The organism is Microbacterium algihabitans, assembly GCF_032464975.1.
Taxonomy (GTDB): Bacteria; Actinomycetota; Actinomycetes; order Actinomycetales; family Microbacteriaceae; genus Microbacterium; species Microbacterium algihabitans.
Genome location: NZ_JAWDIU010000003.1, coordinates 286737 through 308517, shown reverse-complemented (window position 1 = coordinate 308517; position 21781 = coordinate 286737). Strand labels below are relative to the sequence as shown.

23 protein-coding genes are annotated in these 21781 nt (G+C 71.3%); 14 read left to right on the top strand and 9 right to left on the bottom strand.

What is annotated here, in order from left to right:
• Positions 1-73 precede the first annotated feature (73 nt).
• Both RWH43_RS11150 and RWH43_RS11145 read left to right on the top strand, forming a co-directional pair.
• Positions 74-1039, top strand: coding sequence for a GNAT family N-acetyltransferase (locus tag RWH43_RS11150; protein WP_316001503.1), 966 nt, complete (start codon positions 74-76; stop codon positions 1037-1039).
• Positions 1036-2796: a S16 family serine protease gene (locus RWH43_RS11145; RefSeq protein ID WP_316001502.1), complete on the top strand. Its 1761-nt coding sequence runs from the start codon at positions 1036-1038 to the stop codon at positions 2794-2796. Before RWH43_RS11150 ends, RWH43_RS11145 begins: the two co-directional genes overlap by 4 nt.
• A gap of 16 nt (positions 2797-2812) precedes the next feature.
• Here the strand turns inward: RWH43_RS11145 and RWH43_RS11140 are convergent, their stop codons facing one another.
• A complete protein-coding gene (locus RWH43_RS11140) occupies positions 2813-3598 on the bottom strand; it encodes a siderophore-interacting protein (RefSeq protein ID WP_154097273.1) in 786 nt (261 codons plus the stop codon).
• 82 nt (positions 3599-3680) lie between these two features.
• Between RWH43_RS11140 and RWH43_RS11135 the strand changes: the two genes are divergently transcribed.
• The 4 genes from RWH43_RS11135 to RWH43_RS11120 all read left to right on the top strand — a co-directional run bounded on the left by RWH43_RS11135 (position 3681) and on the right by RWH43_RS11120 (position 7439).
• Positions 3681-4649 (top strand): siderophore ABC transporter substrate-binding protein, encoded by a 969-nt coding sequence (locus RWH43_RS11135; RefSeq protein WP_316001501.1) that lies wholly within the window; start codon positions 3681-3683, stop codon positions 4647-4649.
• 69 nt (positions 4650-4718) lie between these two features.
• Positions 4719-5684, top strand: coding sequence for an ABC transporter permease (locus tag RWH43_RS11130; protein ID WP_144832320.1), 966 nt, complete (start codon positions 4719-4721; stop codon positions 5682-5684).
• The gene (locus tag RWH43_RS11125; protein ID WP_307213738.1) at positions 5677-6684 is read left to right on the top strand and encodes an iron chelate uptake ABC transporter family permease subunit; all 1008 of its coding nucleotides are present in this window, start codon (positions 5677-5679) and stop codon (positions 6682-6684) included. Before RWH43_RS11130 ends, RWH43_RS11125 begins: the two co-directional genes overlap by 8 nt.
• Entirely contained in the window at positions 6681-7439 is a 759-nt protein-coding gene (locus RWH43_RS11120; protein WP_316001500.1) for an iron ABC transporter ATP-binding protein, read from the top strand. Before RWH43_RS11125 ends, RWH43_RS11120 begins: the two co-directional genes overlap by 4 nt.
• Before the next feature lie 11 nt (positions 7440-7450).
• Here RWH43_RS11120 and RWH43_RS11115 read toward each other — a convergent pair whose 3' ends face one another.
• From RWH43_RS11115 to RWH43_RS11105, 3 genes are all read right to left on the bottom strand, one after another.
• On the bottom strand, positions 7451-7672 hold the full coding sequence (locus tag RWH43_RS11115; protein WP_230705013.1) for a hypothetical protein: 222 nt from the start codon (positions 7670-7672) through the stop codon (positions 7451-7453).
• A gap of 42 nt (positions 7673-7714) precedes the next feature.
• The gene (locus RWH43_RS11110) at positions 7715-8704 is read right to left on the bottom strand and encodes a DNA-3-methyladenine glycosylase family protein (RefSeq protein WP_144832331.1); all 990 of its coding nucleotides are present in this window, start codon (positions 8702-8704) and stop codon (positions 7715-7717) included.
• A gap of 74 nt (positions 8705-8778) precedes the next feature.
• Positions 8779-9516 carry a winged helix-turn-helix domain-containing protein gene (locus RWH43_RS11105; RefSeq protein ID WP_144832334.1) on the bottom strand — a complete coding sequence of 246 codons (738 nt, stop codon included), beginning with the start codon at positions 9514-9516 and terminating at the stop codon, positions 8779-8781.
• Positions 9517-9954: 438 nt separating this feature from the next.
• On the opposite strand from RWH43_RS11105, the gene RWH43_RS11100 reads away from it, so the two are divergent.
• The 7 genes from RWH43_RS11100 (at position 9955) to RWH43_RS11070 (ending at position 17000) form a co-directional block, all read left to right on the top strand.
• On the top strand, positions 9955-10254 hold the full coding sequence (locus tag RWH43_RS11100) for a GNAT family N-acetyltransferase (protein WP_144832336.1): 300 nt from the start codon (positions 9955-9957) through the stop codon (positions 10252-10254).
• Positions 10255-10350: 96 nt separating this feature from the next.
• Positions 10351-10560 (top strand): hypothetical protein, encoded by a 210-nt coding sequence (locus RWH43_RS11095; RefSeq protein ID WP_154097279.1) that lies wholly within the window; start codon positions 10351-10353, stop codon positions 10558-10560.
• 1 nt (position 10561) lies between these two features.
• Positions 10562-10879: a hypothetical protein gene (locus RWH43_RS11090; RefSeq protein WP_144832342.1), complete on the top strand. Its 318-nt coding sequence runs from the start codon at positions 10562-10564 to the stop codon at positions 10877-10879.
• Between the two features lie 102 nt (positions 10880-10981).
• On the top strand, positions 10982-12136 hold the full coding sequence (locus tag RWH43_RS11085) for an exonuclease SbcCD subunit D (RefSeq protein ID WP_316001499.1): 1155 nt from the start codon (positions 10982-10984) through the stop codon (positions 12134-12136).
• A complete protein-coding gene (locus RWH43_RS11080) occupies positions 12133-15165 on the top strand; it encodes an AAA family ATPase (RefSeq protein ID WP_316001498.1) in 3033 nt (1010 codons plus the stop codon). The genes RWH43_RS11085 and RWH43_RS11080 overlap by 4 nt, the downstream gene beginning before the upstream one ends.
• Before the next feature lie 34 nt (positions 15166-15199).
• Positions 15200-15382 (top strand): hypothetical protein, encoded by a 183-nt coding sequence (locus tag RWH43_RS11075; RefSeq protein WP_144832350.1) that lies wholly within the window; start codon positions 15200-15202, stop codon positions 15380-15382.
• A gap of 103 nt (positions 15383-15485) precedes the next feature.
• Positions 15486-17000: an MFS transporter gene (locus RWH43_RS11070; protein ID WP_230705019.1), complete on the top strand. Its 1515-nt coding sequence runs from the start codon at positions 15486-15488 to the stop codon at positions 16998-17000.
• On the opposite strand, the gene RWH43_RS11065 is transcribed toward RWH43_RS11070, so the two are convergent.
• The 4 genes from RWH43_RS11065 to RWH43_RS11050 form a co-directional block, all read right to left on the bottom strand.
• Positions 16997-17554: a phosphorylase family protein gene (locus RWH43_RS11065; protein ID WP_154097282.1), complete on the bottom strand. Its 558-nt coding sequence runs from the start codon at positions 17552-17554 to the stop codon at positions 16997-16999. The two genes, RWH43_RS11070 and RWH43_RS11065, sit on opposite strands and share 4 nt — an antisense overlap.
• Before the next feature lie 90 nt (positions 17555-17644).
• On the bottom strand, positions 17645-18589 hold the full coding sequence (locus RWH43_RS11060) for an aldo/keto reductase (protein WP_154097283.1): 945 nt from the start codon (positions 18587-18589) through the stop codon (positions 17645-17647).
• A gap of 95 nt (positions 18590-18684) precedes the next feature.
• Complete coding sequence (locus RWH43_RS11055) at positions 18685-18825, bottom strand: hypothetical protein (RefSeq protein ID WP_316001497.1); 141 nt, start codon at positions 18823-18825, stop codon at positions 18685-18687.
• A complete protein-coding gene (locus RWH43_RS11050) occupies positions 18822-19022 on the bottom strand; it encodes a hypothetical protein (RefSeq protein WP_144832360.1) in 201 nt (66 codons plus the stop codon). The genes RWH43_RS11055 and RWH43_RS11050 overlap by 4 nt, the downstream gene beginning before the upstream one ends.
• 99 nt (positions 19023-19121) lie before the next feature.
• On the opposite strand from RWH43_RS11050, the gene RWH43_RS11045 reads away from it, so the two are divergent.
• Entirely contained in the window at positions 19122-19619 is a 498-nt protein-coding gene (locus RWH43_RS11045; RefSeq protein WP_144832363.1) for a DUF427 domain-containing protein, read from the top strand.
• Positions 19620-19661: 42 nt separating this feature from the next.
• On the opposite strand, the gene RWH43_RS11040 is transcribed toward RWH43_RS11045, so the two are convergent.
• Complete coding sequence (locus RWH43_RS11040; protein WP_144832366.1) at positions 19662-21722, bottom strand: NAD(+) synthase; 2061 nt, start codon at positions 21720-21722, stop codon at positions 19662-19664.
• Positions 21723-21781: the final 59 nt, after the last annotated feature.

The window sequence follows — 21781 nt, the reverse complement described above, 5'->3', positions numbered from 1 at the left end:
TCCGACATCGGTTCACCGCGTCGCCCGTTGCCGGGCGGCAGGCCACCGGGCCGGGCCCGGGTACGGTCGAAGGATGGCCGTCACCGTGCACCGCGCGCCCGTCGCCGACATCGCCCCCCTCACGCTGTACCGCATCCTCTGGATGCGCGTCACCGTGTTCGTCGTCGAGCAGATTGCCGCGTACCCCGAGATCGACGGTCGCGACATCGAGCCGGGAGCCGAGCTCATGTGGGCGCAGGACGGCGACGACGTGCTCGCGACACTCCGCCTCCTGCGGGAGCCGGCGAACACCCGCATCGGTCGGGTCGCCACGGCCCCGCACGCCCGCGGCCGCGGGATCGCCGCCGACCTCATGCGCGCGGCCGTTGGGCAGCTCGAGGTCGAGGCGCCCGGGGTGCCCATCCTGCTCGACGCCCAGGCGCATCTCGCCGAGTGGTACGGCCGCTTCGGTTTCGTCGTGTCGGGGGCTCCGTTCGCCGAAGACGGCATCCCGCACGTCCCCATGCGCCGCACACGACTCGAGACGCCGAACCTGATCCTGCGGGAGTGGACGCGCTCCGACGACGACCGCGCGTTCCTGTACGACATGTACCGCCGGCCGGAGGTGCGTCGATTCCTCGGCGACGGTCGCGTCATGGCCGACCCGGGTGAGGTCGACGCGCTGCTCGATCGCTGGGCGGGGCTCGCCGAGGGCGTGCTCGGGGTCCGGGCCGTCACGACGCGCGAAGGTCGCCGCCTCGGCTCGGTGCTGCTCAAGCGCATCCCGTGGTCGCGCGACGCGGGCGACGGCCGCGAGAACGACGTCGAGATCGGGTGGCACTTCCACCCCGACGCGTGGGGTGCGGGCTCCGCCACAGAGGCGGCCGAAGCGGTGCTGACGCTCGCCCACCAGCGCGGCATCCGTCGTGTCGTCGCGGTGACGAACCCGGCGAACGAGGCGTCGAAGGCCGTCGCCGAGCGCATCGGGATGCGGCCGGTCGGCACGACCCGTGAGTACTACGACGCCGAGTGCTCGTTGTTCGTCGCGGAGGGTCCGTGAGACGTCGCGCCGGGATCGCCCTCGTGCTGGTCGGCGTGCTTGCGCTCGCCGGTTGCGACCTGAAGTTCTCGCTCGGCTTCGGCACGGGTTCCGACGGCACCTTCGAGGGCTCGGAGGTGACGGTGCCCGTGCTCTACGCCAGCGGTTCCAAGGGCGGACTGACCTCGCAGCGCATCACCGCCGCGTCCGCCGACGGCGGCGACCTCAGCATCGACATCACCGAGAACGACGTCAGCGGCGTCGACCCGGTCACCCAGTCGGCGACGTGGACGGCCGTCACCGCCGCGACACTGCTCACCGGCGCCCGCCCCGACACCGCCTACACCTTCGGCTTCGACGCACGCCTCGCCACCCCGTCCGCGGGAGCCGTGACCGCGGTCGGCGTGCTCGCGCTGTACTACGGCACCGAGGTGCAGCCCGGCGTCGCTCTCGCGGGCGGGGTGACGCCGCTCGGCATCGTGAGTCCCGTCGCGGGGCTGCCGGAGCAGGTCTCGGCGGCGATCGAGGCGGGAGGGATCGACACGATCCTCGTCCCCGCGGGGCAACGTGTGGCGGCGGATGCCACGGGGGCGCCGGTCGACCTCGATCAGCTCGCAGCGACCGGGGGCATGACGATCACCGAGGTGGCCGACATCGCGGGCGCCTACGCCGTGATGACGGGGGAGGATCTGCCCGAGGCGGCCTTCCCCACCCCCGCCGCGTCACCCGACGCCCTCCCCTCACCGCGTGCGGACGCCGACGGGCTGACAGACGGGGCGTTGGACGGGCCCACCGACGACGCTCTGACGGCGGCCGCCGCCGCGGTGCAGGGGCTCGACGGCGACCTCGCGGATCGGGTGCGCGCGGGGGTGCAACGGGCGCGAGAGCTGAGCGCGGCGGGCGAGACCGCGGGCGCATTCGCGACGGCCCTCTCGGCCGCAGACGACGCCGCGGCCGCGCGCGGGTCCGCCCTCTCCGCGGTCGAGGCCTCCGCGCAGGCGTCCGCCGTCCTCGCGGACTCCGATGCCCTGCTCACCGCTCTGGCCGGCGAGACGCCGACGACGCTCGACGGCGCCGACGCCCTCCTGGCGACGACGGGCGCCGCCGCGGAGGCCTGGGCGCTCGCCTCGTTCGCCCGATCGATCTTCGCCGCCGACGCCGACGACGCTCAGCTCGAGGCGGGGCGGATCGCCGCGTCGCTGGCATCCGCGTCCCTCGCCCGCGCCCGGACGATCGACGACGTGCGCGCATCTCTGGGTGACGCCGGCCCCGTCGCCGCAGACGCCGACCTCGACGGTCTCGCCTCGCTGCTGCGCCGTGCCGCGATCGCCGCCGACGACGCGTACGACGGCGGCGCCGACGAGACGCCCGCGGCCGATGACCCCGCCGCTGTGCGGCTGCGGGCTCTCGAAGAGGCGCGCGAGACGCTCTCGTCGCGCGCCGACGAGAGCGGCGAGTGGGTCGCACTGGCGGTCGCCGCAACGAGCTACGACCGCAGCATCACTCCGCTCCTGGCGAGCCAGGCGGTGGCGGTTCCTCAGGGTGTCGACCCCGCCGACGCGATCGCCCAGCGCATCGCCGTGGGTGACGAATACGTCGTGCGGGCCGTCGATGCGCTCACCGGGACCGGCGCCGAGGTGCCCCTCGTACGGGCGGCGGCGGCGGATGCCGCGGCGCGGGCATCGGCGACGCTCGCGCCGGGGGCGTTCACGGCGTTCATCTCGCCGTTCCTCCGCGCTCGCGTGCTCGCCTTCGTGGGCGGCGTGCAGCGCGACTGACCCCACGGCCCGCGCCTCAGTGCGGGGCGTGATACTCGGCGGTGCCGCGCTTCCAATAGCCCTTCACGATCGTCGCCGCGGGGTCGCCGGTCCAGCGTTCGAGAAGGAGGGCGCGTCCGGCGCGCACGACCGACTGCTCCGCGGCGACGAAGCCGAACACGCATCCGTCGGGCCGCTCCTCGACGTCGAGGGCGTCGAGCCAGTCGGTCAGCTCGCTGCCGGCCTCGCGATTTCCGCGGTGCAGCTGCACCACCTCGACACCGGGGGGAGCGGCCACGGGAAGGTCGTGCGCGGCGTCGGGGACTTCGATCGCGATGCGCCCGACCGCATCGTCGTCCATCGCCGCGGCGAAGCGCCGGATCGCGGGCACGGCGGTCTCGTCGCCGGCCAGAAGCCAGGCGTCGGGACGGCCTTCGAGCACCATCGAGCCGCGCGGACCGCCGACGCCCACCGCGTCGCCGATCAGCGCGGTCTCGGCCCACCGGCTGCCGACGCCGTCGCGGTGCAGCGCGACGTCGATGTCGAGCCACCCGTCGACGGCATCCCACGACACGGGGGTGTACTCGCGGTTCGGCGCCGACCGGAGGTCATCGGTTCCCGCCGTCGGCTCCGACGGGAAGAACACCCGGATGTGATCGTCGGCGCCGGGGGAGTCGAACCCGCGCAGATCGTCGCCCTCCAGTCGGAGACGGACGAAGGCGGGTGTGAGGTAGGTGCGCCGGGAGAGGGCCGCCGAGCGGAAGACCAGCTCGTGTCGGCGGGGTTCGAGGCGGGCTCCGGGGGTCGGGTTCGACTTCTTCACAAAGGAAAGGCTAACCTAACTTCTCGACCCGGCTGAGACCTCGATCGGGTCGTCCTGCACATACAGCACTGGAGAGATCCGCATGAGTTCACGCCTGTTCCGTCCCCTCGCCGTCGCTTCGCTCACGGCCGCTCTCGCCCTCGCCGGCTGCGCCTCTGCGGCATCCGCCCCCGCCGACCAGGCCGCAGGCGCGTCCACGGTGACCGTGGACGACAACCACGGATCGATCGAGGTTCGGGTCGCCCCCGAGCGGGTCGTCGCCCTCGACAACACGACGTTCCAGACGCTCAGCGACTGGGGAGTGACGCTCGTCGCCGCTCCGAAGCCCCTCATGTACGACCTCTGGCCCTCGCTCTCCGGTGGCGACGATGTGCTCGACGTGGGCCTGCATCGCGAGCCCGACATCGAGGCCGTCGTCGCGAGCGAGCCCGACCTGATCGTGGGCGGCTACCGCTTCCGCGAGATCTACGACCAGTTGAGGCAGATCCAGCCGGCGATCATCGAGACGAGCCCGCGCGACGGCGAAGACCACGCCGCCGAGCTGAAGCGGCAGACCGCGATCCTGGGTCAGGTCTTCGACAAGGAAGACGAGGCCGCGCAGCTCTCCTCCGATCTGGATGCCGCGATCTCCGACGCCCGTGAGGCCTACGACCCGTCGCAGACGGTGATGGGCCTCATCACCTCGGGCGGCAAGATCGCCTACGCGGCCCCCGGTGAGGGCCGCGGAGTCGGAACGCTCTTCCCGACGCTCGGACTCACACCCGCCCTCGAGCGCTCGGCCGAAGACGCGTCGCACGGTGACGACATCAGCGTCGAGGCGATCGCCGCTGCGAACCCCGAGTGGTTGTTCGTGCTCGACCGCGACGCGATGTTCGGCGAGGACGGGTACGTCTCGGCGAAGGAACTGGTCGAGAACGCCGAGGCGCTGAAGAACGTCCCCGCCGTGCAGAAAGACCAGATCGTCTACCTCGACGCGAGCTTCTACCTCGACGAGGGCATCCAGGCCTACACGAAGCTGTACCGCTCGGCCGCCGAGGCTTTCGCGTCCTGACCCGGCTGTACCCGCTCGTGTGGGGGTCGGATCCGCCGACCCTCACACGAGCGGCTCAGGACGGATGCCATGACCTCCTCACCTGTTCGCCTCCGCGCGCGCATCGCGTTGCCTCTCGCCCTGGCTGGGGTGGCCGCGCTCGTCGTGCTCTCGCTGTTCGTCGGCGCCTACGATCTCGCCGCCGACGACTTCGGCGGCGAGATGTTCTTCATCTCGCGCGTGCCTCGCACGGTCGCGCTCGTCCTCGCCGGCTGCGCCATGGCCGTGTCGGGCCTGATCATGCAGCTGCTCACCCAGAACCGCTTCGTCGAACCGTCGACGACGGGCACGACCGAGTGGGCGGCGCTCGGGCTGCTCGTCACGGTGTTGCTCGTGCCGGCGGCACCCCTGTGGGTGCGCATGGTCGCGGCCTCGATCGCCGCCTTCGTCGGCACCATGGTGTTCATCGGCATCCTGCAGCGGATCTCGCTCCGGTCCTCACTCGTCGTGCCCCTCATCGGCATCATGCTCGGCGCCGTCGTCTCGGCCTTCACCACGTACCTGGCCGTCTCGACCAACTCCCTGCAGATGCTCGGCACATGGTTCATGGGCAGTTTCACCTCGATCGTCCGCGGGCGGTACGAGGTGCTGTGGATCGTCGCGCTCGTGGTCCTCCTTGTGTTCCTCTACGCCGACCGCATCACCGTCGCCGGCCTCGGTCGCGACATCTCCACCTCGGTAGGCCTGGATCACACCCGCGTGCTGCTCATCGGCACCGGTCTCGTCGCGGTCGCCACGGGGGTGACCACCGTCGTGGTGGGGTTTCTGCCGTTCCTCGGTCTCGTCGTGCCGAACCTCGTATCGATGTGGCGCGGAGACAACGCCCGCACCAACCTTCCCTGGGTATGTCTGGGTGGAGTCGCGATCGTGGTGGTGTGCGACATCGTCGGACGGATCATCCGGATGCCGTTCGAGGTCCCCGTCTCGATGATCCTCGGCGTGGTCGGCGCCGCCGTGTTCATCACCTTGCTGCTGAGGATGCGCGCCCGTGCCTGACACCCTGGCGACGATCGCCCCCGCCCGCCCGCGCCGTCCACGGATCGCCTGGCGCTTCGGCATCCTGGCTCTCGTCGTCGTGATCGCAGCCGTCGGCGTCCTGACCTGGGATGTTCCGGGCGCCCCCGGTTCGCGGGGCTTCGGTATCGCGGTGAACCTCCGCGTCGTGAGCGTGGCGACCATCGCGCTGGTGGCCTGCTGCCAGGCGGTGGCGACCGTGCTGTTCCACACGGCCACGGCCAACCGCATTCTGACGCCGTCGATCATGGGCTTCGATGCGCTCTACGTCGTGATGCAGACCGCTCTCGTGTTCTTCTTCGGCAGCGCCGCCCTCTCGGCGACCGACGGCCTGCTCAAAGTCGTGGTGCAGAGCGTGCTGATGGTGGGGTTCGCCACCCTGTTGTACGGCTGGCTGTTCGCCGGTCGGCGCGGCAACCTGCACATCATGCTGCTGGTCGGCGTGGTGCTCGGCGTCGGCTTCGGCTCGCTCTCGACCGTAATGCAGCGACTACTGACGCCGAGCGACTTCGACATCCTCTCGGCTCGTCTGTTCGGCAACCTGTCGAACTCCGACCCCGACTACCTCCCCTGGGGTGCCCTGGTCGTCGCCGGTGTGCTCCTGCTCGTGTGGCGCGCGCGTCATCGGCTCGACGTGCTCGCCCTCGGTCGCGAGACCTCCCTCAACCTGGGCCTGGCCTACCGTCGCGAGGTGATCGGCGTGCTCGTGCTCGTCGCCGTGCTCATCTCGGTGTCCACGACGATGGTGGGTCCGATGACCTTCTTCGGCTTCATCGTCGCGACCCTCGCCTACCAACTCTCCGGATCGTCGCAGCATCGCGTGGTGCTCCCCTTCGCGGTGCTGCTCGGCATGGCGACCCTGCTGGTGGGGTACTTCGTGCTGCGCCATGTCTTCTACGCCGCGGGCATGCTCTCGATCATCATCGAGTTCGCCGGAGGCCTGTTCTTCCTCGTCTACCTCCTCCGGAAGGGGAGCCTGTGATCTCTCTCACCGACGTCACCATGACCTACGGCGATCTCACCGTGCTCGGCCCCGTCACGCTCGACATCCCGGCGGGCGGCGTCACGGCCCTCGTCGGGCCGAACGGGGCAGGCAAATCGACCCTTCTGACCATCGTCGGCCGACTCGCGACGGCGACGACCGGTCGCGTCACCGTCGCCGGTCACGACGTGACATCGACTCCCGGCCGCGAGCTCGCCCGAATCGTCTCGATCCTGCGCCAAGAGAACCACTTCGTCACCCGGCTCATGGTGCGCGACCTGGTCGGCTTCGGCCGCTTCCCGCACTCGCAGGGCAGGCTCACCGCCCTCGACCACGAGAAGGTCGACGAGGCCCTCGCGTTCCTCGACCTCACGCCGCTGGCGGGCCGCTACCTCGATCAGCTGTCGGGCGGTCAGCGTCAACGGGCGTACGTCGCGATGGTCCTCGCGCAGGACACCGACTACATCCTGCTCGACGAGCCGTTGAACAACCTCGACATGAAGCACGCGGTCGCCATGATGGGCCAGCTCCGCCGAGCAGCCGACGAACTGGGCAAGACCATCGTGATCGTCGTGCACGACATCAACTTCGCGGCCGCCTACGCCGACCGCATCATCGCGCTGTCGGAGGGTCGGGTCGTGCACATCGGAACGCCGGCCGATCTGATGACCCCCGCGGTCTTGGAGCAGGTGTTTGGCACCCCCGTCGAGGTGCGCCGTGACGGCGCGTACCCGCTCGCGGTGTACTACCGCTGAGACCTGACGTCTCAGAGCTGGATGCCGTTGTCGGGATCGTTCACGCCGACGTTGCGGCCCCGGCTCGACTCGTAGGCGATGAGCCATCCGACCGAGACGGCCGCGGCGATGATCAGGCCCAGCCAGATGTTCTGCCAGACGAGACCGAACACGGCGCCGAGCCCGAAGAGCACGACACTGCCCAGCACCCAGTAGGTGCGTCCGCGCGGCCAGCCGGTATCGGGTTGCGTCATGCGGTCAGCCTAGGGCGGGCCGCCGCCGATGTCGCGGGCGCCTCAGCGATCGCGGTGGTCCTCGGGGTGCAGGCGGGGTCCGCGGCGGGGCTCGAGGGCGGAGCCCGCGTAGATGAGACGGATCACGCGCTGCCGGTGCCCCGCGAAGGGCTCGAGAAGCTCGAGCATGCCGTCGTCATCGGTGCGGTGACCCGTCAATGCGAAGCCCACCTGGTGGGCGAGGTGGTAGTCGCCGACGCTCACGGCATCCGGATCACCGAACGCGCGGATCCGCGTCTCGGCACTCGTCCAGATGCCCACGCCCTTGAGGCTGATGAACACGCGATCGCGGGCTTCGCCGTCGACGGCCGCCTCCGCCGCGCGGACGACCGATGCGCCGCGACGGGCCGTCTCGACGATCGTGCGCGACTGCGGCGGTTCGAGGCCGGCGCGATGCCACGCCCACGACGGAACGTGCCGCCATCCCTCGATGTCGGGAGGAGCGAACATCGGTCGCGGAGTCGGACCGGGCGCCCGCTCGCCGAACCAGGTGACGATGCTGCGCCAGGCCGAGAAGGCCTGCATGCTGGTGACTTTCTGCTCCATGACGGCGCTCACGAGCGCGTCGAAGACGAGGTCGGTGCGACCGATGCGCAGATCGGGGTGACGGCGATGCCATTCGGCGACCGACGGATGCCGCGACGCGTCGAATCCGTCGAGGTCGTCGTCGCGTCCGCACAGGGCGGGCAGCTGGTCGAGTGCCCACTCGGCGCCCGGACCCCAGGCAGCCGCCGTGACCGTACCGCCGACGCGCAGGCGCAGGGCGAGGGTGGCGACGCCGAGAGGGGTGCGGCTCACGCGCCACACTACGCCCCCGGCCGACAACGGCTGCGAGGCGGAGTAGGTGGGATCGTTCGCGCCATGGCGTTGCGCCGCGACGGCTCGGCCGATGTCGACCGGACCCGCCGGGCGGTACTCCGACTCGATCGGGCGTCCCGCGGGGGCGGCGAGCTCGCGTGACGCGTGATGCGCGCGGACCCCGGTCGACCTCATGCCGACACCCTACGTCGGAGCACCGACATCGCGGCATCCGGCGTCGCGGAGAGGGTGAGGACCGGTCGGGAGGGTCAGAAGCGGTCGGGCGACGGCGTGCCGTGTCCGTAGCGGATCGACACGTCGGCGTGACGGTCGAAGCGGTAGCCGACCCCGCGCACCGTGCGCACGATGTCTTCGTAGACGCCGAGCTTCGCGCGCAGGCGACGCACGTGCACGTCGATCGTGCGCTCGCCGGGGGCGTCCTCGTCGGTCGAGCCCTCCCAGAGGGATGCCACGAGCTCGGTGCGCTCGATCGTGCGCCCCTCGCGCAGCACCAGGTACTGCAGCAGCTCGAACTCCTTGAACGTGAAGGCCGCCGACTCGCCGTCGATGAGCACGCGCTTGCGCGAGATGTCGACGACCACGCCGCCGGGCGCGCGATCCTCCTCGGCGGGCTCGTCCTTGGTGCGAGCGACCGCCGAGGGCTCGTGCAGGGCGAGGCGCACGACGTCGACGTCGCGGCCACCGGCACCCGCGGGGGCGAGGGCCACGGTGGCGTACGTCTCGGCTGCGGGGGCCAGCTCGCCGAGCGTGCGGCGGAGGGCCTCGACCAGGGTGCCGAGGCTCACGCCCGCGGCGGCGGCCTTGGCCTCGTCGATGCCCACGTAGAGGGCGAAGCCGCGGGGGGAGGTGGTCGCCGGGCCGGTCGGGCGGGCGGGGGCCGCGGCGGCCGGCGCCACGGGGGCGGCGGGGCCCGGAGCGGCGGGGCGAGCGGCGCGGGGCGAGACGGTGGTGGTCACGGGGCGGTCGAGAACAGCGGTAAGCGACATGAGGAGGAAGTCCTTGGGTGTGTGAACCCGGGCATCGTCACGGAGCGGGGTTCGACGGGAGGTGGGGGCCGAAGGGCCGGAGCGCGGCATGCGGATGCGCGTGATCGACGCGCGGATCCGTGGACCGGGGGACGACGTCGGCGTTCAGAAGCGCGAGGGTCGTCCGGGCGAGGGTCGCTGTTAGCGGCACATTCGACAACACATGACAACGCGGCCGGGCATCATCATGCCGGCAGTCCCGTTCGCCTCCCGGGCGGACAGAGAACGCGCGTTGACAGTCATGGGGGGATTATGACCCACCGAGTCCTCGTGCGTCAAATCGCGTCGACCGGGATCCCGGTGCGCATCATGCTCAGCCGGCGTGGCCTGAGCTCGGTGTGCACCGTGCACTTTGCGGCATCCGCCCGACGATGTTTCCGGGAGGCGTAGCCTTCCCGCATGTCAGATCTGCAGTTCGCCGACGACAAGACCGCCTCGCGGTACACCCTCCACCGGGGAGACGACCTGGTCTCGGTGCTCGACTACCGCGACGACGGGCGCACGGTCGCCCTGACGCGCGCGTTCACCATTCCCACTTTCCGCGGTCACGGCTACGCGGGTGTCATCACCGAGCGCGCCGTCGACGCGATCGAGGCGGCGGGCGACCGCGAGATCCTCCCCGTGTGCTGGTACGTGGGGGAGTGGTTCGAAGCGCACCCCGAGCGCGCGGGCCTGCTCCATCGACGTTCGGCCTCCTGAGCAGCTCCTGGCGCCTATGTCCGCCTCGGTGCGGTCGTCAACCCCTGCCCGATGCGGGCGGTCGTTCGCGAAGCTGAAGCTCTGGAAAGGGGTGTCATGAACAACGAACGCGACCTTCCCGAGGGAGTCATCGACGCGGACCCGCCCGGAGGGTGGGAGAGCGGTGCCGTCGCCGACGGCGAGACCGCGGAGCGCAACGACAGCGCGAAGGGATCGTCCCGTCTCAACGACGCCGCTCCCTCGGACCCCATCGAGGGCGATGCCGCCAGTCAGGGCATCGACCCCGACATGAGCACGGAGGACTGACATGACCGATGCAACCCGGGCCCCCGAGCCCACGGACGCTTCCGACGGCGGTGCGGGCGCAGCCGACTCCGTCGGCGGTGCGGTGCACGCCGACCGCAAGATCGCCCGACCGGACGAGCAGTCCGAGCCGGCGATGGACACCCATCCCACCGACGACGAGGCGCGCATCGCGGGCGTGGTCGTGCAGACCCGCGCCGATGTGGGCGACAAGAGCCAGGAGCGCATCGCCGACGTGCTGCGCCAGCGGTTCGCCGACGTCGGTCTCGACCTCGGTGACGACCGCATCCGCGCCCTCGCGGCGGAGGTCGCCGGCGCCTGACACGCTCGCTCGGATGCCCCGCACTCCCTCACGGAGGCGGGGCATCCGCATGTGCGGGGGTCGCTGCGAGCCGATGTCGGAGGTCCGACGTACCGTGTGAGCATGCGGATCCTCCACACTTCCGACTGGCACATCGGGCGCTCCTTCCACGGGTTCTCGACGCTCGACGCGTTGAGCGGGGTGCTCGAGGCGCTCGTCGCCCAGGTGCGCGAGAATCAGGTCGACGTGGTCATCGTCGCGGGCGACGTGTTCGACTCGGCCGCTCCCTCGGCGGCGTGCTATCCGCTGCTGTCGCAGACGCTGGCCGCTCTCGCCGACGAGGGCGCGCGCGTCGTGGTCACCAGCGGCAACCACGATTCGGCCGCACGACTCGGGTTCCAGTCCGCCCTGCTGCGCTCCGAGATCGCGGTGGTCACCGACCCCTTATCGGTGGGCACCCCCGTCTCGATCGACGACGAGCACGGACCAGTCCACTTCTACGGCATCCCCTACCTCGAGCCGGCCATCGTGCGTCATCTCTGGGAGGGGGTCGAGCTGCGCAGCCAGGCGCAGACCATGCAGCACGCGCTCGACCTCGTCCGCTCCGACCTCGCTCGGCGAGGGGGGCGCTCGGTGGTCGCGGCGCACTGCTTCGCCGCCGGTGTCGACGCCACCCCGGGGGTCGAGCGCGAGATCCGTCAGGGTGGACTCGACGTGGTCCCGCTCCCGGCGTTCGACGGACCCGACTATGTCGCGCTCGGGCACATCCACGGCCGCCAGCAGCTGTCCGAGCGCGTGCGGTACGCGGGGGCGCCCCTGCACTACAGCTTCTCCGAAGAGGGCAAGCCCCGGGGGTCGTGGCTCGTCGACCTCGACGCCACGGGGCTGGCGTCGGTGCGCTGGATCGACCTGCCCGTCCCGCGCCCTCTCGTCACCCTCCGCGGGTCGCTCGACGACCTGCTCGTCGATCCCCGTTTCGACGGACACGACAAGCACTGGGTGCGCGCCGAGTACACCGACGCGACACCCCAACCCGATCCCATGCGCCGTCTCCAGGCGCGCTTCCCCTGGTGCGCGACGGTGGTGCACCAGCCTGCCGGTGTCCGCGCCGATGACGGCGTCGCCTACAGCGCGCGCGTGCGCGCCGCCCGCGACGACGGCGAGATCATCGAGGCCTTCCTCGCGCACGTCAGAGAAGGAGAGGGAGCATCCGACGCCGAGCGCGAGCTGATCCGCGACGTCCTCGACTCCCGCTCGGTGGCGGAGGCCGCGAAATGAAGCTCCACCGGCTCGAACTCGAGGGCTTCGGCCCGTTCCTCGAGACGCAAGAGGTCGACTTCGACGCGTTCGCGGCCGACGGCATCTTCCTGATCACGGGGCGTACCGGTGCCGGCAAGTCGAGCATCCTCGACGGCGTCTGTTACGCGCTCTACGGCGGCGTCCCCCGCTACGACGGCGGGGAGCGCCGGCTGCGCAGCGACCACTGCGAACCCGACGACCCCACGCGCGTGACGTTGGAGTTCGGCGCCGAAGGCGACCGCTGGCGTCTGACGCGATCGCCCGAGTTCGAGCGGCCGAAGCGCCGCGGCGGCGGCACCACCCGAGAACCCCACCGGGCGGTGCTCGAGGTACTGGCGCCCGAGGGATGGACGGGCGTCGCCGCGCGACCGGTCGACGTCGCCGCCCGCCTCGACGAGATCCTGGGGCTGACCCAGCAGCAGTTCCTGCAGGTCATCCTGCTCGCGCAGAACCGCTTCGCGCGCTTCCTGCTGGCCAAGAACGACGAACGCCTCAGCCTGTTGCGCACGCTCTTCGGCACGCGCACCTTCGAGCAGTACGCGGCCGAGGTCGATGATCGCCGCAAGCGGGCTGCCGAGCGCCTCGCGAACGAGGGGGTCGAGGTCGCCACTCTCCTCGATGAGGCCGAACGGCTCGCAGCGGACCTCGATGAGGCCGCGGTGACCGAGGGCGACTCTGCACCCACCGCTGTCGAGGGCCTCGCCGGTCTCGGCGTCACCGACCGCCTCTCCCGCCTCGTCCGGGCCGTCGAGCGCGCCGACTACCGGGTCGACACCCTCGCGCGTGAGCGCGACGAGAGCGATCAGCGCCTCGACGGCGCTCTCACCGCGGAGCGCGCCGCGACGGCCTTGCACGATCGACAGGTCGAGAGACTGCGGATGAGAGATCGTCTCGCCGCGCTCGACGAGGTCGCTGACGCCGTCGATCGCGCCCGTCGGGAGGCGGCGGAGGCAGCCGAGGCCGAGGCCCTGGGCGCGCCGCTGGACGCCGCGGCGTCGGCGCGAACGACCGCCGAAGCCGCTCGGGTGCGATCCGCCGCCGCGATCGAGGTCGTCCGCTCGATCGGCGAAGAGCCGGCGGACGACGACGATGACGCTCTCCGCGCCCGCGACGACGCGCTCACCGGTCTGCTCTCCCGCGCCGAAGAGGCCCGCGCGGCGGAGGTCGAGCTGGAACGGCTCGAGGCCGAACGCGCCGCGTCCGCGGCGCGCGTCGTCACCCTTGAAGCGGAGCATTCCACCCTGGTCGACGGCCGCGCCGAGGTGCCCGAGGTGCTTCGCGACCTCGACGAGCGACTCGGTCGGCTCGAGGGTGCGGCGGCGCGTCGAGAAGCCGCCCTCGCGACCCGCGACGACACCCGCCGGCGTCTCGAGGCGGCGCGGCAGGCCGACCGTCTGCTCAACGAACGCGAGCACGCCGACCTCACCTCGCTGGTCCGCGCCGATGAGCTGCAGCAGGCCGTCGAAGCGTGGACGACCCTGCTGCGCGCGCGCCTCGCCGGCGCGGCGGCGGAGCTCGCCCATGAGTTGGTCGACGGGCGACCCTGCGCGGTGTGCGGTTCGACCGAGCACCCCCGTCCCGCGGTCGGCGACGGCGAGCCCGTCACCGACGACCAGATCGCGGCGGCAGAAGACCGCAAGAACACCGCGGCGGCCGCCGATCGCCTCGCCGCCGACGCCGCGCGCATCGCGCGCGACGAGCACGCCCTGGCCTCAGCTCGCGCCGGGGGTGACGACGTGCAGACGCTTTCCGCGCGACTCGACGACGCAGAGGCGGCGCTGGCCGCAGCCGAGGCGGATGTCTTCGAGAGAGATGTCGTGCAGACCGAGCGCCGCCGCTGCGCCGACCTCGATCGCGAGATCGCGGCACGCATCGAGACCCTCGTGGATGAGCTCGCAACGGTGCGTCAAGAGGCGGCCCTCCTCGCCCACCGCGTCGACGTCGTGAGCGCCGCCGTGGGCGAGGCCCGCGGAGAGTTCGCCTCGGTCTCCGCGCGTCGAGACGACCTGCGCGCGCGTCGCGCCGCCGTCCGCGAGCTCCGCGATGCCCGCGCTCAGCTCCGTGCGGCCGACGACGCGGCCCGCGTCGCAGACGAGGCCCTCGACCGACTCGTCGGCGCGAGCCCGTTCGCCGACGTCGACGCCGTCACCGCCGCCCGGCGCACCCCCGCCGAGCGACAGCGCCTCGACGCCACCGTCGCCGAGCACGATGCCGCGGTGACCGCCGCGAAGCAACGTCTGCTCGAGCTCGAGCTCGAACTGGTCGACGACGCAGACGAGCCGGTCGATCCGGCACCGTTCGCCGCCGCCGTGTCCGAGGCGCGGGCGCGCCTGCAGACCGCCGCAGCCGGCCACGCGACCGCGCAAGCGCTGGCTGATCGCCTGCGTGGGATCGCCCATCGAGCCGACGAGGCGCAGGGCCACATCGCGGCGCTCTCCGACGAGCACGCCGTGGTGGCGCGACTGGCGGACACCATGGCCGGTCGGGCGCCCAACACGCGCCGGATGACCCTCGAGACCTTCGTGCTCGCCGCCGAACTCGAAGAGATCGTGGCCGCGGCCAACCTGCGCCTCGAGCACATGTCGGCGGGCCGATACCGTCTGCAGCACACCGACGCCCTCGCGGCGCGCGGCGCGGCCAGCGGCCTCGGCATCGAGGTGATGGACGCCTTCACCGGCCAGTTCCGACCCCCGCAGTCGTTGTCGGGCGGCGAGACCTTCCTCACCTCCCTCGCCCTCGCTCTCGGCCTCGCCGAGGTCGTCACAGCCCGTGCGGGCGGCATCCGCCTCGACACGCTCTTCATCGACGAGGGCTTCGGCTCCCTCGACGACGACACGCTCGAGCTCGCGATGCGCACCCTCGACGAACTCCGCCAGGGCGGACGCACCGTGGGGATCATCAGCCACGTCGCGTCGATGAAAGATCAGCTCCCCGCCCAGCTGCACGTCGCCGCGACCCCGCGCGGGCAGAGCGTCATCCGGCAGGGGGCCGTGGCGCCGACCGGGTGAGCGAGGTGGTGACGCGGCCGACTACGCTGAAAACATGCGCAAGAGCACCATCTGGACCATCGTCGGCGTCGTCGTGGCCGTCATCATCGCGTGGGTCCTGGTGAACATCCTCTTCTCGCTCCTCGCCTTCGTGTTCCGGCTCGTGGCCGTGGCCGTCGTCGCCGTGATCGTGTTCTTCGTGCTGCGGGCGGTGTTCGCGCGTCGCGACGTCGACTGAGCGCGGGCGCCGGGGCCGGTCCCCTCGTGTCTCCCGGTAGCGGCGCTCGCGTCGGATGCAAGCCCGAACCCGGTGCGGGAGGTCGGGAGTAGCGTCGGCATCGATGTCTCAACCGCCTGCACCCACGGACTCCGCCCACCCCCCGACACGCGACATCGTCCTGTCGCCGCGGCATCGGTGGCGGGCGTACTGGGTGGCCGTGGCGGTGGCCGCTCTCACGATCCTCGACCTGACGAAGGTCAACGTCGCGCTGCCCTCCATCGAGGCGGCGCTGAACGCCGGGCCGACCGAGCTGCAGCTCGTCGTGTCGGGGTACATCCTGACGTTCGGCCTCGTGCTGGTCCCCGCCGGTCGGCTCGGCGACCTGCGCTCGCGCCGCATGCTCTTCCTGGTGGGGCTGTCGCTCTTCCTCGTCACGAGCCTCGCGTGCGCGCTGGCGCCGAACACGACGGTGCTGCTGGTCGCGCGCCTGTTGCAGGGGGTGGCGGCCGGCATTCAGATGCCGCAGGTGCTGGGGCTCGTGCAGCAGCTGTTCCAGGGCAAAGAGCGCGGTCGCGCCTTCGGCTTGTTCGGAGCCACGATCGGAATCGCCACCGCGTTCGGTCCCACCCTCGGCGGCCTGCTGATCGCCCTGGGCGGCGACACCGACGGCTGGCGCCTGATCTTCTGGATCAACATCCCCCTCGTGGCGATCGTGATCGCCCTCGCGGCGTGGCTGCTCCCCGACACCCGGACGAAGTCGCATCGTCGGCTCGATCTCGACCCGGTCGGGGTGGTGCTGTTCGCTCTGACGATCCTCGCCCTCATGTGGCCGTTCCTGTTCACCACCGGCAGCCCCGACGATGACCCGAACCGGTGGTGGTTCCTCGTGGCATCCGTCGTGTTCGCCGCGGCGTTCGTGTTCTGGGAGCGCCGGTACGCCGAGCGGGGCCACATGCCGCTCATGCCGTTCTCGATCTTCTCGCTGTCGTCGTACCGCAACGGCGTGCTGATCTCGACGGCCTACTTCTCCGCCGTGCCCGCGATGTTCCTGCTCGGCACCTTGTTCCTCCAGGGCGGACTCGGGCTCGCTCCGGTCTTCGCCGGAATGGTGACCATCGGTTTCGCGGTGGCCTCGGCCGGCAGCTCGTGGATCGGCGGCAATCTCGTCACCCGATTCGGACGCCCCCTGGTGGTCTGGGGCATCCTCGGCATGGTCGTCACCGCGGGCGCCCTCGTGCTTGTCGCGCTCTTCACGGCACCCGAGTGGACGCCGTGGGCGATGGCCGCGGTCATGGCCTTCGGCGGGTTCGCCGGCGGTCTCGTCATCTCGCCGAACCAGACGCTCACGCTGGCCGAGATCCCGGTCAAGAGCGGCGGCGTCGCGGGCTCGGTCGGACAGCTGGGGCAGCGCATCGGAACCGCGGTCGGAACCGCGATCGCCCTCGCGTTGTTCTACGCCACGGTCTACCGCGAGCAGGGGAGCGTCGACGATCAGGCCGTGCTGTACCACGACGCCTACGCGTCGGGGATGATCACGGTCGGCGTCTTCCTGGGCCTCGCACTCATCGTGGGCGTCGCCGATCTCGCCGGCCGCGCCCGCTCGGGTTCGCAGACGCCGTTCGGCAGCGACGACTAGACGCCGTAGCGGGTGCGGAACTCCGCGCGCAGCTCGTGGCTGCAGCGCTCGACGACGTCGTCCCACAGCTCGGTGGCGCCGTCCTGGGCGCGGTCCGACACGGCGCGGAGAACCTGGACCGGCACCTCGAACTGCTGCGCGACCCAGATCAGGGCGTAGGTCTCCATGTCGACCAGGCTGGCGCCGAGACCGCGGATGAGGCGCACGGCCTCCGCGTCGTCGACGAAGTGGTCACCGGTCGCGATGACCACGCCCTCGACCCCGGTGTCCACACGGGTGGGCAGCGAGACGTGCTCGCCGAAGGTGCCGTCGAGGCCCTTCACATCGTGCTGGATCGCTCCCGCGATGTCGTAGATACCGCCCTCGACCTCGTCGTCGATGGCTCCGGCGGTGCCCACCACGATGATCTCGTCGTACTCGCCGGTCGCGAGAGCCCGCGTGAGGGCGTAGGCCGCCGGGATCTTGCCGACTCCCGTGAGCAGACGCTCGAAACCGGGGATGTCGTCTTCGAAGGCGACGAGTTCGGAGGCATGGGCGGCGACGAGAAGCTTCACCCTGCCATTGTCCCCGATCGGTGAAGCGCTCACCGACCTCCGGGACCGGAACCGGCCGAGCCCCTCGAGCGGGGCTCGGCCGGGTCGATGTCAGCCCTGAGCGGGCGCGGAAGCCTCCGACAGACGGGCCACCTCGTCGGCGGTCAACTCCAGGGACGTGCTCGCGAGAAGGTCGGCGACCTGCTCGACCTTCGAGGCGCTGGCGATGGGGGCGGCGACCGTGGGCTGCGCGCGCAGCCAGGCGAGTGCCGTCGAGGCGATCGAGGCGCCGTGCGCGTCACCGACCTCCTCGAGTGCGTCGATGAGGGCGAGACCCGCGGGGGTGGCGAGCTTCGCCGCCCCTTCGGCGCGCGGCGACGACCCGGCGGCATCCGACGACCGGTACTTGCCGGTCAGGAAGCCGCTCGCCAGGGCGTAGTAGGGCACGAGCGACATCCCGTACTGCTCGGCGACGGGCACGATCTCGCTCTCGACCTGCGTGCGGTGCACGAGGTTGTAGTGCGGCTGGATCGCCACGGGCAGATCGGCCCCGGCCGCCTCGGCCAGCGAGATCCACTCGCGGATGCGCTCGGCGGTGTAGTTCGACACGGCGACGTAGCGCACGAGGCCGTCGGTGACGAGGTCGGCGAAGGCGGCCACCGTCTCTTCGAGCGGTGTCTCGGCGTCGTCGAAGTGGGCGTAGTAGAGGTCGATCGCGTCGACACCGAGGCGCTTCAGCGATGCCTCGGCCGCGGCGCGCACGTTCGAGGCCGACAGGCCGCGGAACTCCGGGTGCTGGCTGACCTTGGTGGCCACGACGACGTTCGCGGGCTTGCGCGAGGCGAGCCACTCGCCGATGAGCGTCTCGCTCTCGCCTCCGGAGTTGCCGGGAACCCAGGCGCTGTACGCGTCGGCGGTGTCGATGAAATCGCCTCCGCCCGCGTGGAAGGCGTCGAGCACCGCGAACGAGGTGTCGCGGTCGGCGGTCCAGCCGAAGACGTTGCCCCCGAGCGAGAGGGGGAGGATGTCGAGGTCGCTGCGTCCAATGCGGGTCATGATGCCCTTTCCGTCGAGGTTCGCTGGCCCTGTGGTCAACGGTGACGCTCGGCGTGCATTCCCGCAACGCGCCGCGAGCGGCACGGAACGCGCGGTCAGTTGCCGCCCGAGAGGATGCCGATGAGGCCGCTGATCAACAGCCACACGCCCACGCCCGCGCCGGCGATCCAGATGACGACCGTTCCCGGGGGGTACTTCTTCTTGCCGTCGCCGCTGCCGCCGTCGGGGGCGCTCACGAGCGCACCATCATGATGATCGAGACGATGAGCACGGCGAGACCTCCGAGGACGGCGATGGTGGCGATGACGGGTCCGCCGCCGGCGAAGAACGCGGCGACGCCGAGAGCAACGAACAGCACGCCGAGCACGAGCCCGGCCACCTGGTACACGCGATAGCGCCGGCCTTCACCCGACGTCACCTTCTGTTCGCTCACGATTCCCCCTTCTGCTCAGGCTACCGAAAAGCGACTGTCCCCCCGATTCCGTCTCGGGGGAACGCCCCGCAACGGCCCCGCGCGGCGTAGCGTGGGCCTATGTCGCGCCCCGCTCCCGACCCCGTCCGCCCCGGCCAGGAATCCGTGTGGGACTACCCCCGCCCGCCCCGGGTGGAGCGGGTCGACAAACGCGTGCAGATCGACTTCGGCGGCACCCGCATCGTCGACACCGACGACGTGGTGCGCGTGCTCGAGACGAGTCACCCTCCGGTGTACTACCTGCCCATCTCGGCCTTCGGTGGTGCGCTCACACTGGGCGAGGGAGCGTCGTTCTGCGAGTTCAAGGGCGGCGCGCGGTACTTCGATGTCCACGGCGGTGGGGGAGCGGTCGCTCCGCGTGCGGCCTGGAACTACCCGCACCCCATGCCGGGCTACGAGGCGCTCGAAGACCGCGTGGCACTGTACGCCGGCCCGATGGATCGCGTCGTGCTCGCGGGCGAGACGGTCGAGCCCCAGCCGGGCGGGTTCTACGGCGGGTGGGTGACCGCCGACCTCGCGGGTCCGTTCAAGGGCGTGCCGGGCTCCATGGGCTGGTGACCCCGCTCCCTCTTGGGGAGAAGGGACACCGGATGCCACGCCTCAGGCGCGGTCGAAAGCCCCCGGCACCGCCGCGTGCAACTCGGCGATCCACGCGCGGGCGTTGCCGTCCGACGGTGCGCGCCAGTCTCCGCGCGGTGACAGCGACCCGGCGGGGGAGACCTTCGGACCGTTGGGGATCGCCGAGCGCTTGAACTGCGCGAACCCGAAGAACCGCTGCAGGAACACCTCGAGCCATTTCGCCACGGTGTCGAGGTCGTACGACGGACGCTCGCCCTCGGGATAGCCGGCGGGCCAGGACCCGGCATCCGGATCGCCCCAGGCGTGCGCCGCGAGGAACGCGATCTTCGACGGCCGGAAGCCGTACCGCATGACGTGGTAGAGCGAGAAGTCGTGCAGGTTGTACGGGCCGATGCGGTCTTCGGTCGACTGCATGCGGCCGTCTTGGCCGGCCGGCACGAGCTCGGGGCTGATCTCGGTGTCGAGCACGTCTTGCAGCACGTCGACGGTCGCGTCGCTCAGCTCGCCGGCCGAGATGACCCACCGGATGACGTGCTGGATCAGCGTCTTGGGGACGCCGGGGTTGACCGAGTAGTGGCTCATCTGGTCGCCCACGCCGTAGGTGGACCAGCCGAGCGCGATCTCGGACAGGTCGCCCGTTCCGATGACGATCCCGCCCTTCATGTTGGCGAGGCGGAAGAGGTAGTCGGTGCGCAGACCCGCCTGCACGTTCTCGAACGTGACGTCGTGCACGGGCTCGCCGGCCGCGAACGGGTGACCCATGCGCGAGAGCATCTCGGATGCCGCGGGGCGGATGTCGATCTCTTCGATCGTCGCGCCCACGGCCTCGGCGAGGGCGATCGCGTTGCCCTTGGTCTTCGCGCTCGTGGCGAAGCCGGGGAGCGTGTAGGCGAGGATGTCGCTGCGGGGGCGGCCCATGCGGTCCATGGCCCGCGCGATCACCAGCAGCGCATGCGTGGAGTCCAGCCCGCCGCTGACGCCGAGCACCGGCTTCGGCGAGCCGATCGCCTGCAGGCGCTGCACGAGGCCCGACACCTGGATGTTGAACGCCTCGTAGCAGTCCTGCGCCAACCGGGCGGGGTCGTCGGGGACGAACGGGAAGCGGTCGAGCGCGCGCCGCAGGCCGAGGTCACCCGCGGGCGGGGCGAGCTCGAACGTCACGGTCCGGAAGTGCGGGTCGACCGTGCGGCGATTGTCGTCGAAGGTGCCCTGACGCAGGCGGTCCTGCCGCAACCGATCGAGGTCGACATCGGCGACGCTGCGGCGCGGACCGTCGGGGAAGCGCTCGGTGGTGGCGAGCAGCCGCCCGCCCTCGTAGATCATCGTCTGCCCGTCCCACGAGACGTCGTTCGTCGACTCGCCCTGGCCGGCGGCGGCGTACACGTAGGCGGCGAGGCAGCGCATCGACTGGGACTGCGACAGGATCGACCGATCGTCGGCGCGACCGATCGTGATGGGGCTGCCCGAGAGGTTGGCGAGCACGGTGGCTCCGGCGAGGGCCGCGCTCGACGACGGGGGGATCGGCACCCACACGTCTTCGCACACCTCGGCGTGCACGGTCAGACCGGGGACGTCGGTGGCGGCGAAGAGCAGGTCGGGACCGAACGGGACCGTCTCGCCGGCGACGCGGATCTCGCCCCCCGCCTGGTCGTCGCCGCGGGCGTACCAGCGGTGCTCGTAGAACTCCCGGTACGTCGGCAGGTACGACTTGGGGGCGACGCCCAGCACGCGGCCCCGGTGCACGACCACGGCGCAGTTGAACAGGCGATTGCCGTGCCGCAGGGGAGCGCCGACCAGCAGGACGGGAAGCAGATCGGCGGATGCCGCGACGAGACGCTCCAGCGCCGTCTCGACCGCGTCGAGCAGGGGATCCTGCATGACGAGGTCATCGATCGCGTAGCCGCTCAGGCACAGCTCGGGGAACACCGCGACCGCGACGCCGTCCGCGTCGCACTCCCGCGCGGCGCTCAGCACGGCATCGGCGTTCGTCGCGGGGTCGGCGACGGCGACGGGGATCGTGCACGCCGCCACGCGCGCGAATCCGTGACGGTAGACGCTCTCGAACGGCAGATCGGTGATCACCGCTCCAGTCTGGCAGGAGCCTCCGACACCGTGGCCACCCTTGGCGATCGGACCCCGGC

Excerpts from the sequence above, each read along its gene's own strand:
- RWH43_RS11090 (WP_144832342.1), top strand. The coding sequence starts at position 10,562 with ATGACCGATGCAACCCGGGCCCCCGAGCCCACGGACGCTTCCGACGGC.
- RWH43_RS11075 (WP_144832350.1), top strand. The coding sequence starts at position 15,200 with ATGCGCAAGAGCACCATCTGGACCATCGTCGGCGTCGTCGTGGCCGTC.
- RWH43_RS11085 (WP_316001499.1), top strand. The coding sequence starts at position 10,982 with ATGCGGATCCTCCACACTTCCGACTGGCACATCGGGCGCTCCTTCCAC.
- RWH43_RS11135 (WP_316001501.1), top strand. The coding sequence starts at position 3,681 with ATGAGTTCACGCCTGTTCCGTCCCCTCGCCGTCGCTTCGCTCACGGCC.
- RWH43_RS11100 (WP_144832336.1), top strand. The coding sequence starts at position 9,955 with ATGTCAGATCTGCAGTTCGCCGACGACAAGACCGCCTCGCGGTACACC.
- RWH43_RS11105 (WP_144832334.1), bottom strand. The coding sequence starts at position 9,516 with ATGTCGCTTACCGCTGTTCTCGACCGCCCCGTGACCACCACCGTCTCG.
- RWH43_RS11095 (WP_154097279.1), top strand. The coding sequence starts at position 10,351 with ATGAACAACGAACGCGACCTTCCCGAGGGAGTCATCGACGCGGACCCG.
- RWH43_RS11045 (WP_144832363.1), top strand. The coding sequence starts at position 19,122 with ATGTCGCGCCCCGCTCCCGACCCCGTCCGCCCCGGCCAGGAATCCGTG.
- RWH43_RS11150 (WP_316001503.1), top strand. The coding sequence starts at position 74 with ATGGCCGTCACCGTGCACCGCGCGCCCGTCGCCGACATCGCCCCCCTC.
- RWH43_RS11070 (WP_230705019.1), top strand. The coding sequence starts at position 15,486 with ATGTCTCAACCGCCTGCACCCACGGACTCCGCCCACCCCCCGACACGC.
- RWH43_RS11110 (WP_144832331.1), bottom strand. The coding sequence starts at position 8,704 with ATGAGGTCGACCGGGGTCCGCGCGCATCACGCGTCACGCGAGCTCGCC.
- RWH43_RS11080 (WP_316001498.1), top strand. The coding sequence starts at position 12,133 with ATGAAGCTCCACCGGCTCGAACTCGAGGGCTTCGGCCCGTTCCTCGAG.
- RWH43_RS11060 (WP_154097283.1), bottom strand. The coding sequence starts at position 18,589 with ATGACCCGCATTGGACGCAGCGACCTCGACATCCTCCCCCTCTCGCTC.
- RWH43_RS11130 (WP_144832320.1), top strand. The coding sequence starts at position 4,719 with ATGACCTCCTCACCTGTTCGCCTCCGCGCGCGCATCGCGTTGCCTCTC.
- RWH43_RS11115 (WP_230705013.1), bottom strand. The coding sequence starts at position 7,672 with ATGACGCAACCCGATACCGGCTGGCCGCGCGGACGCACCTACTGGGTG.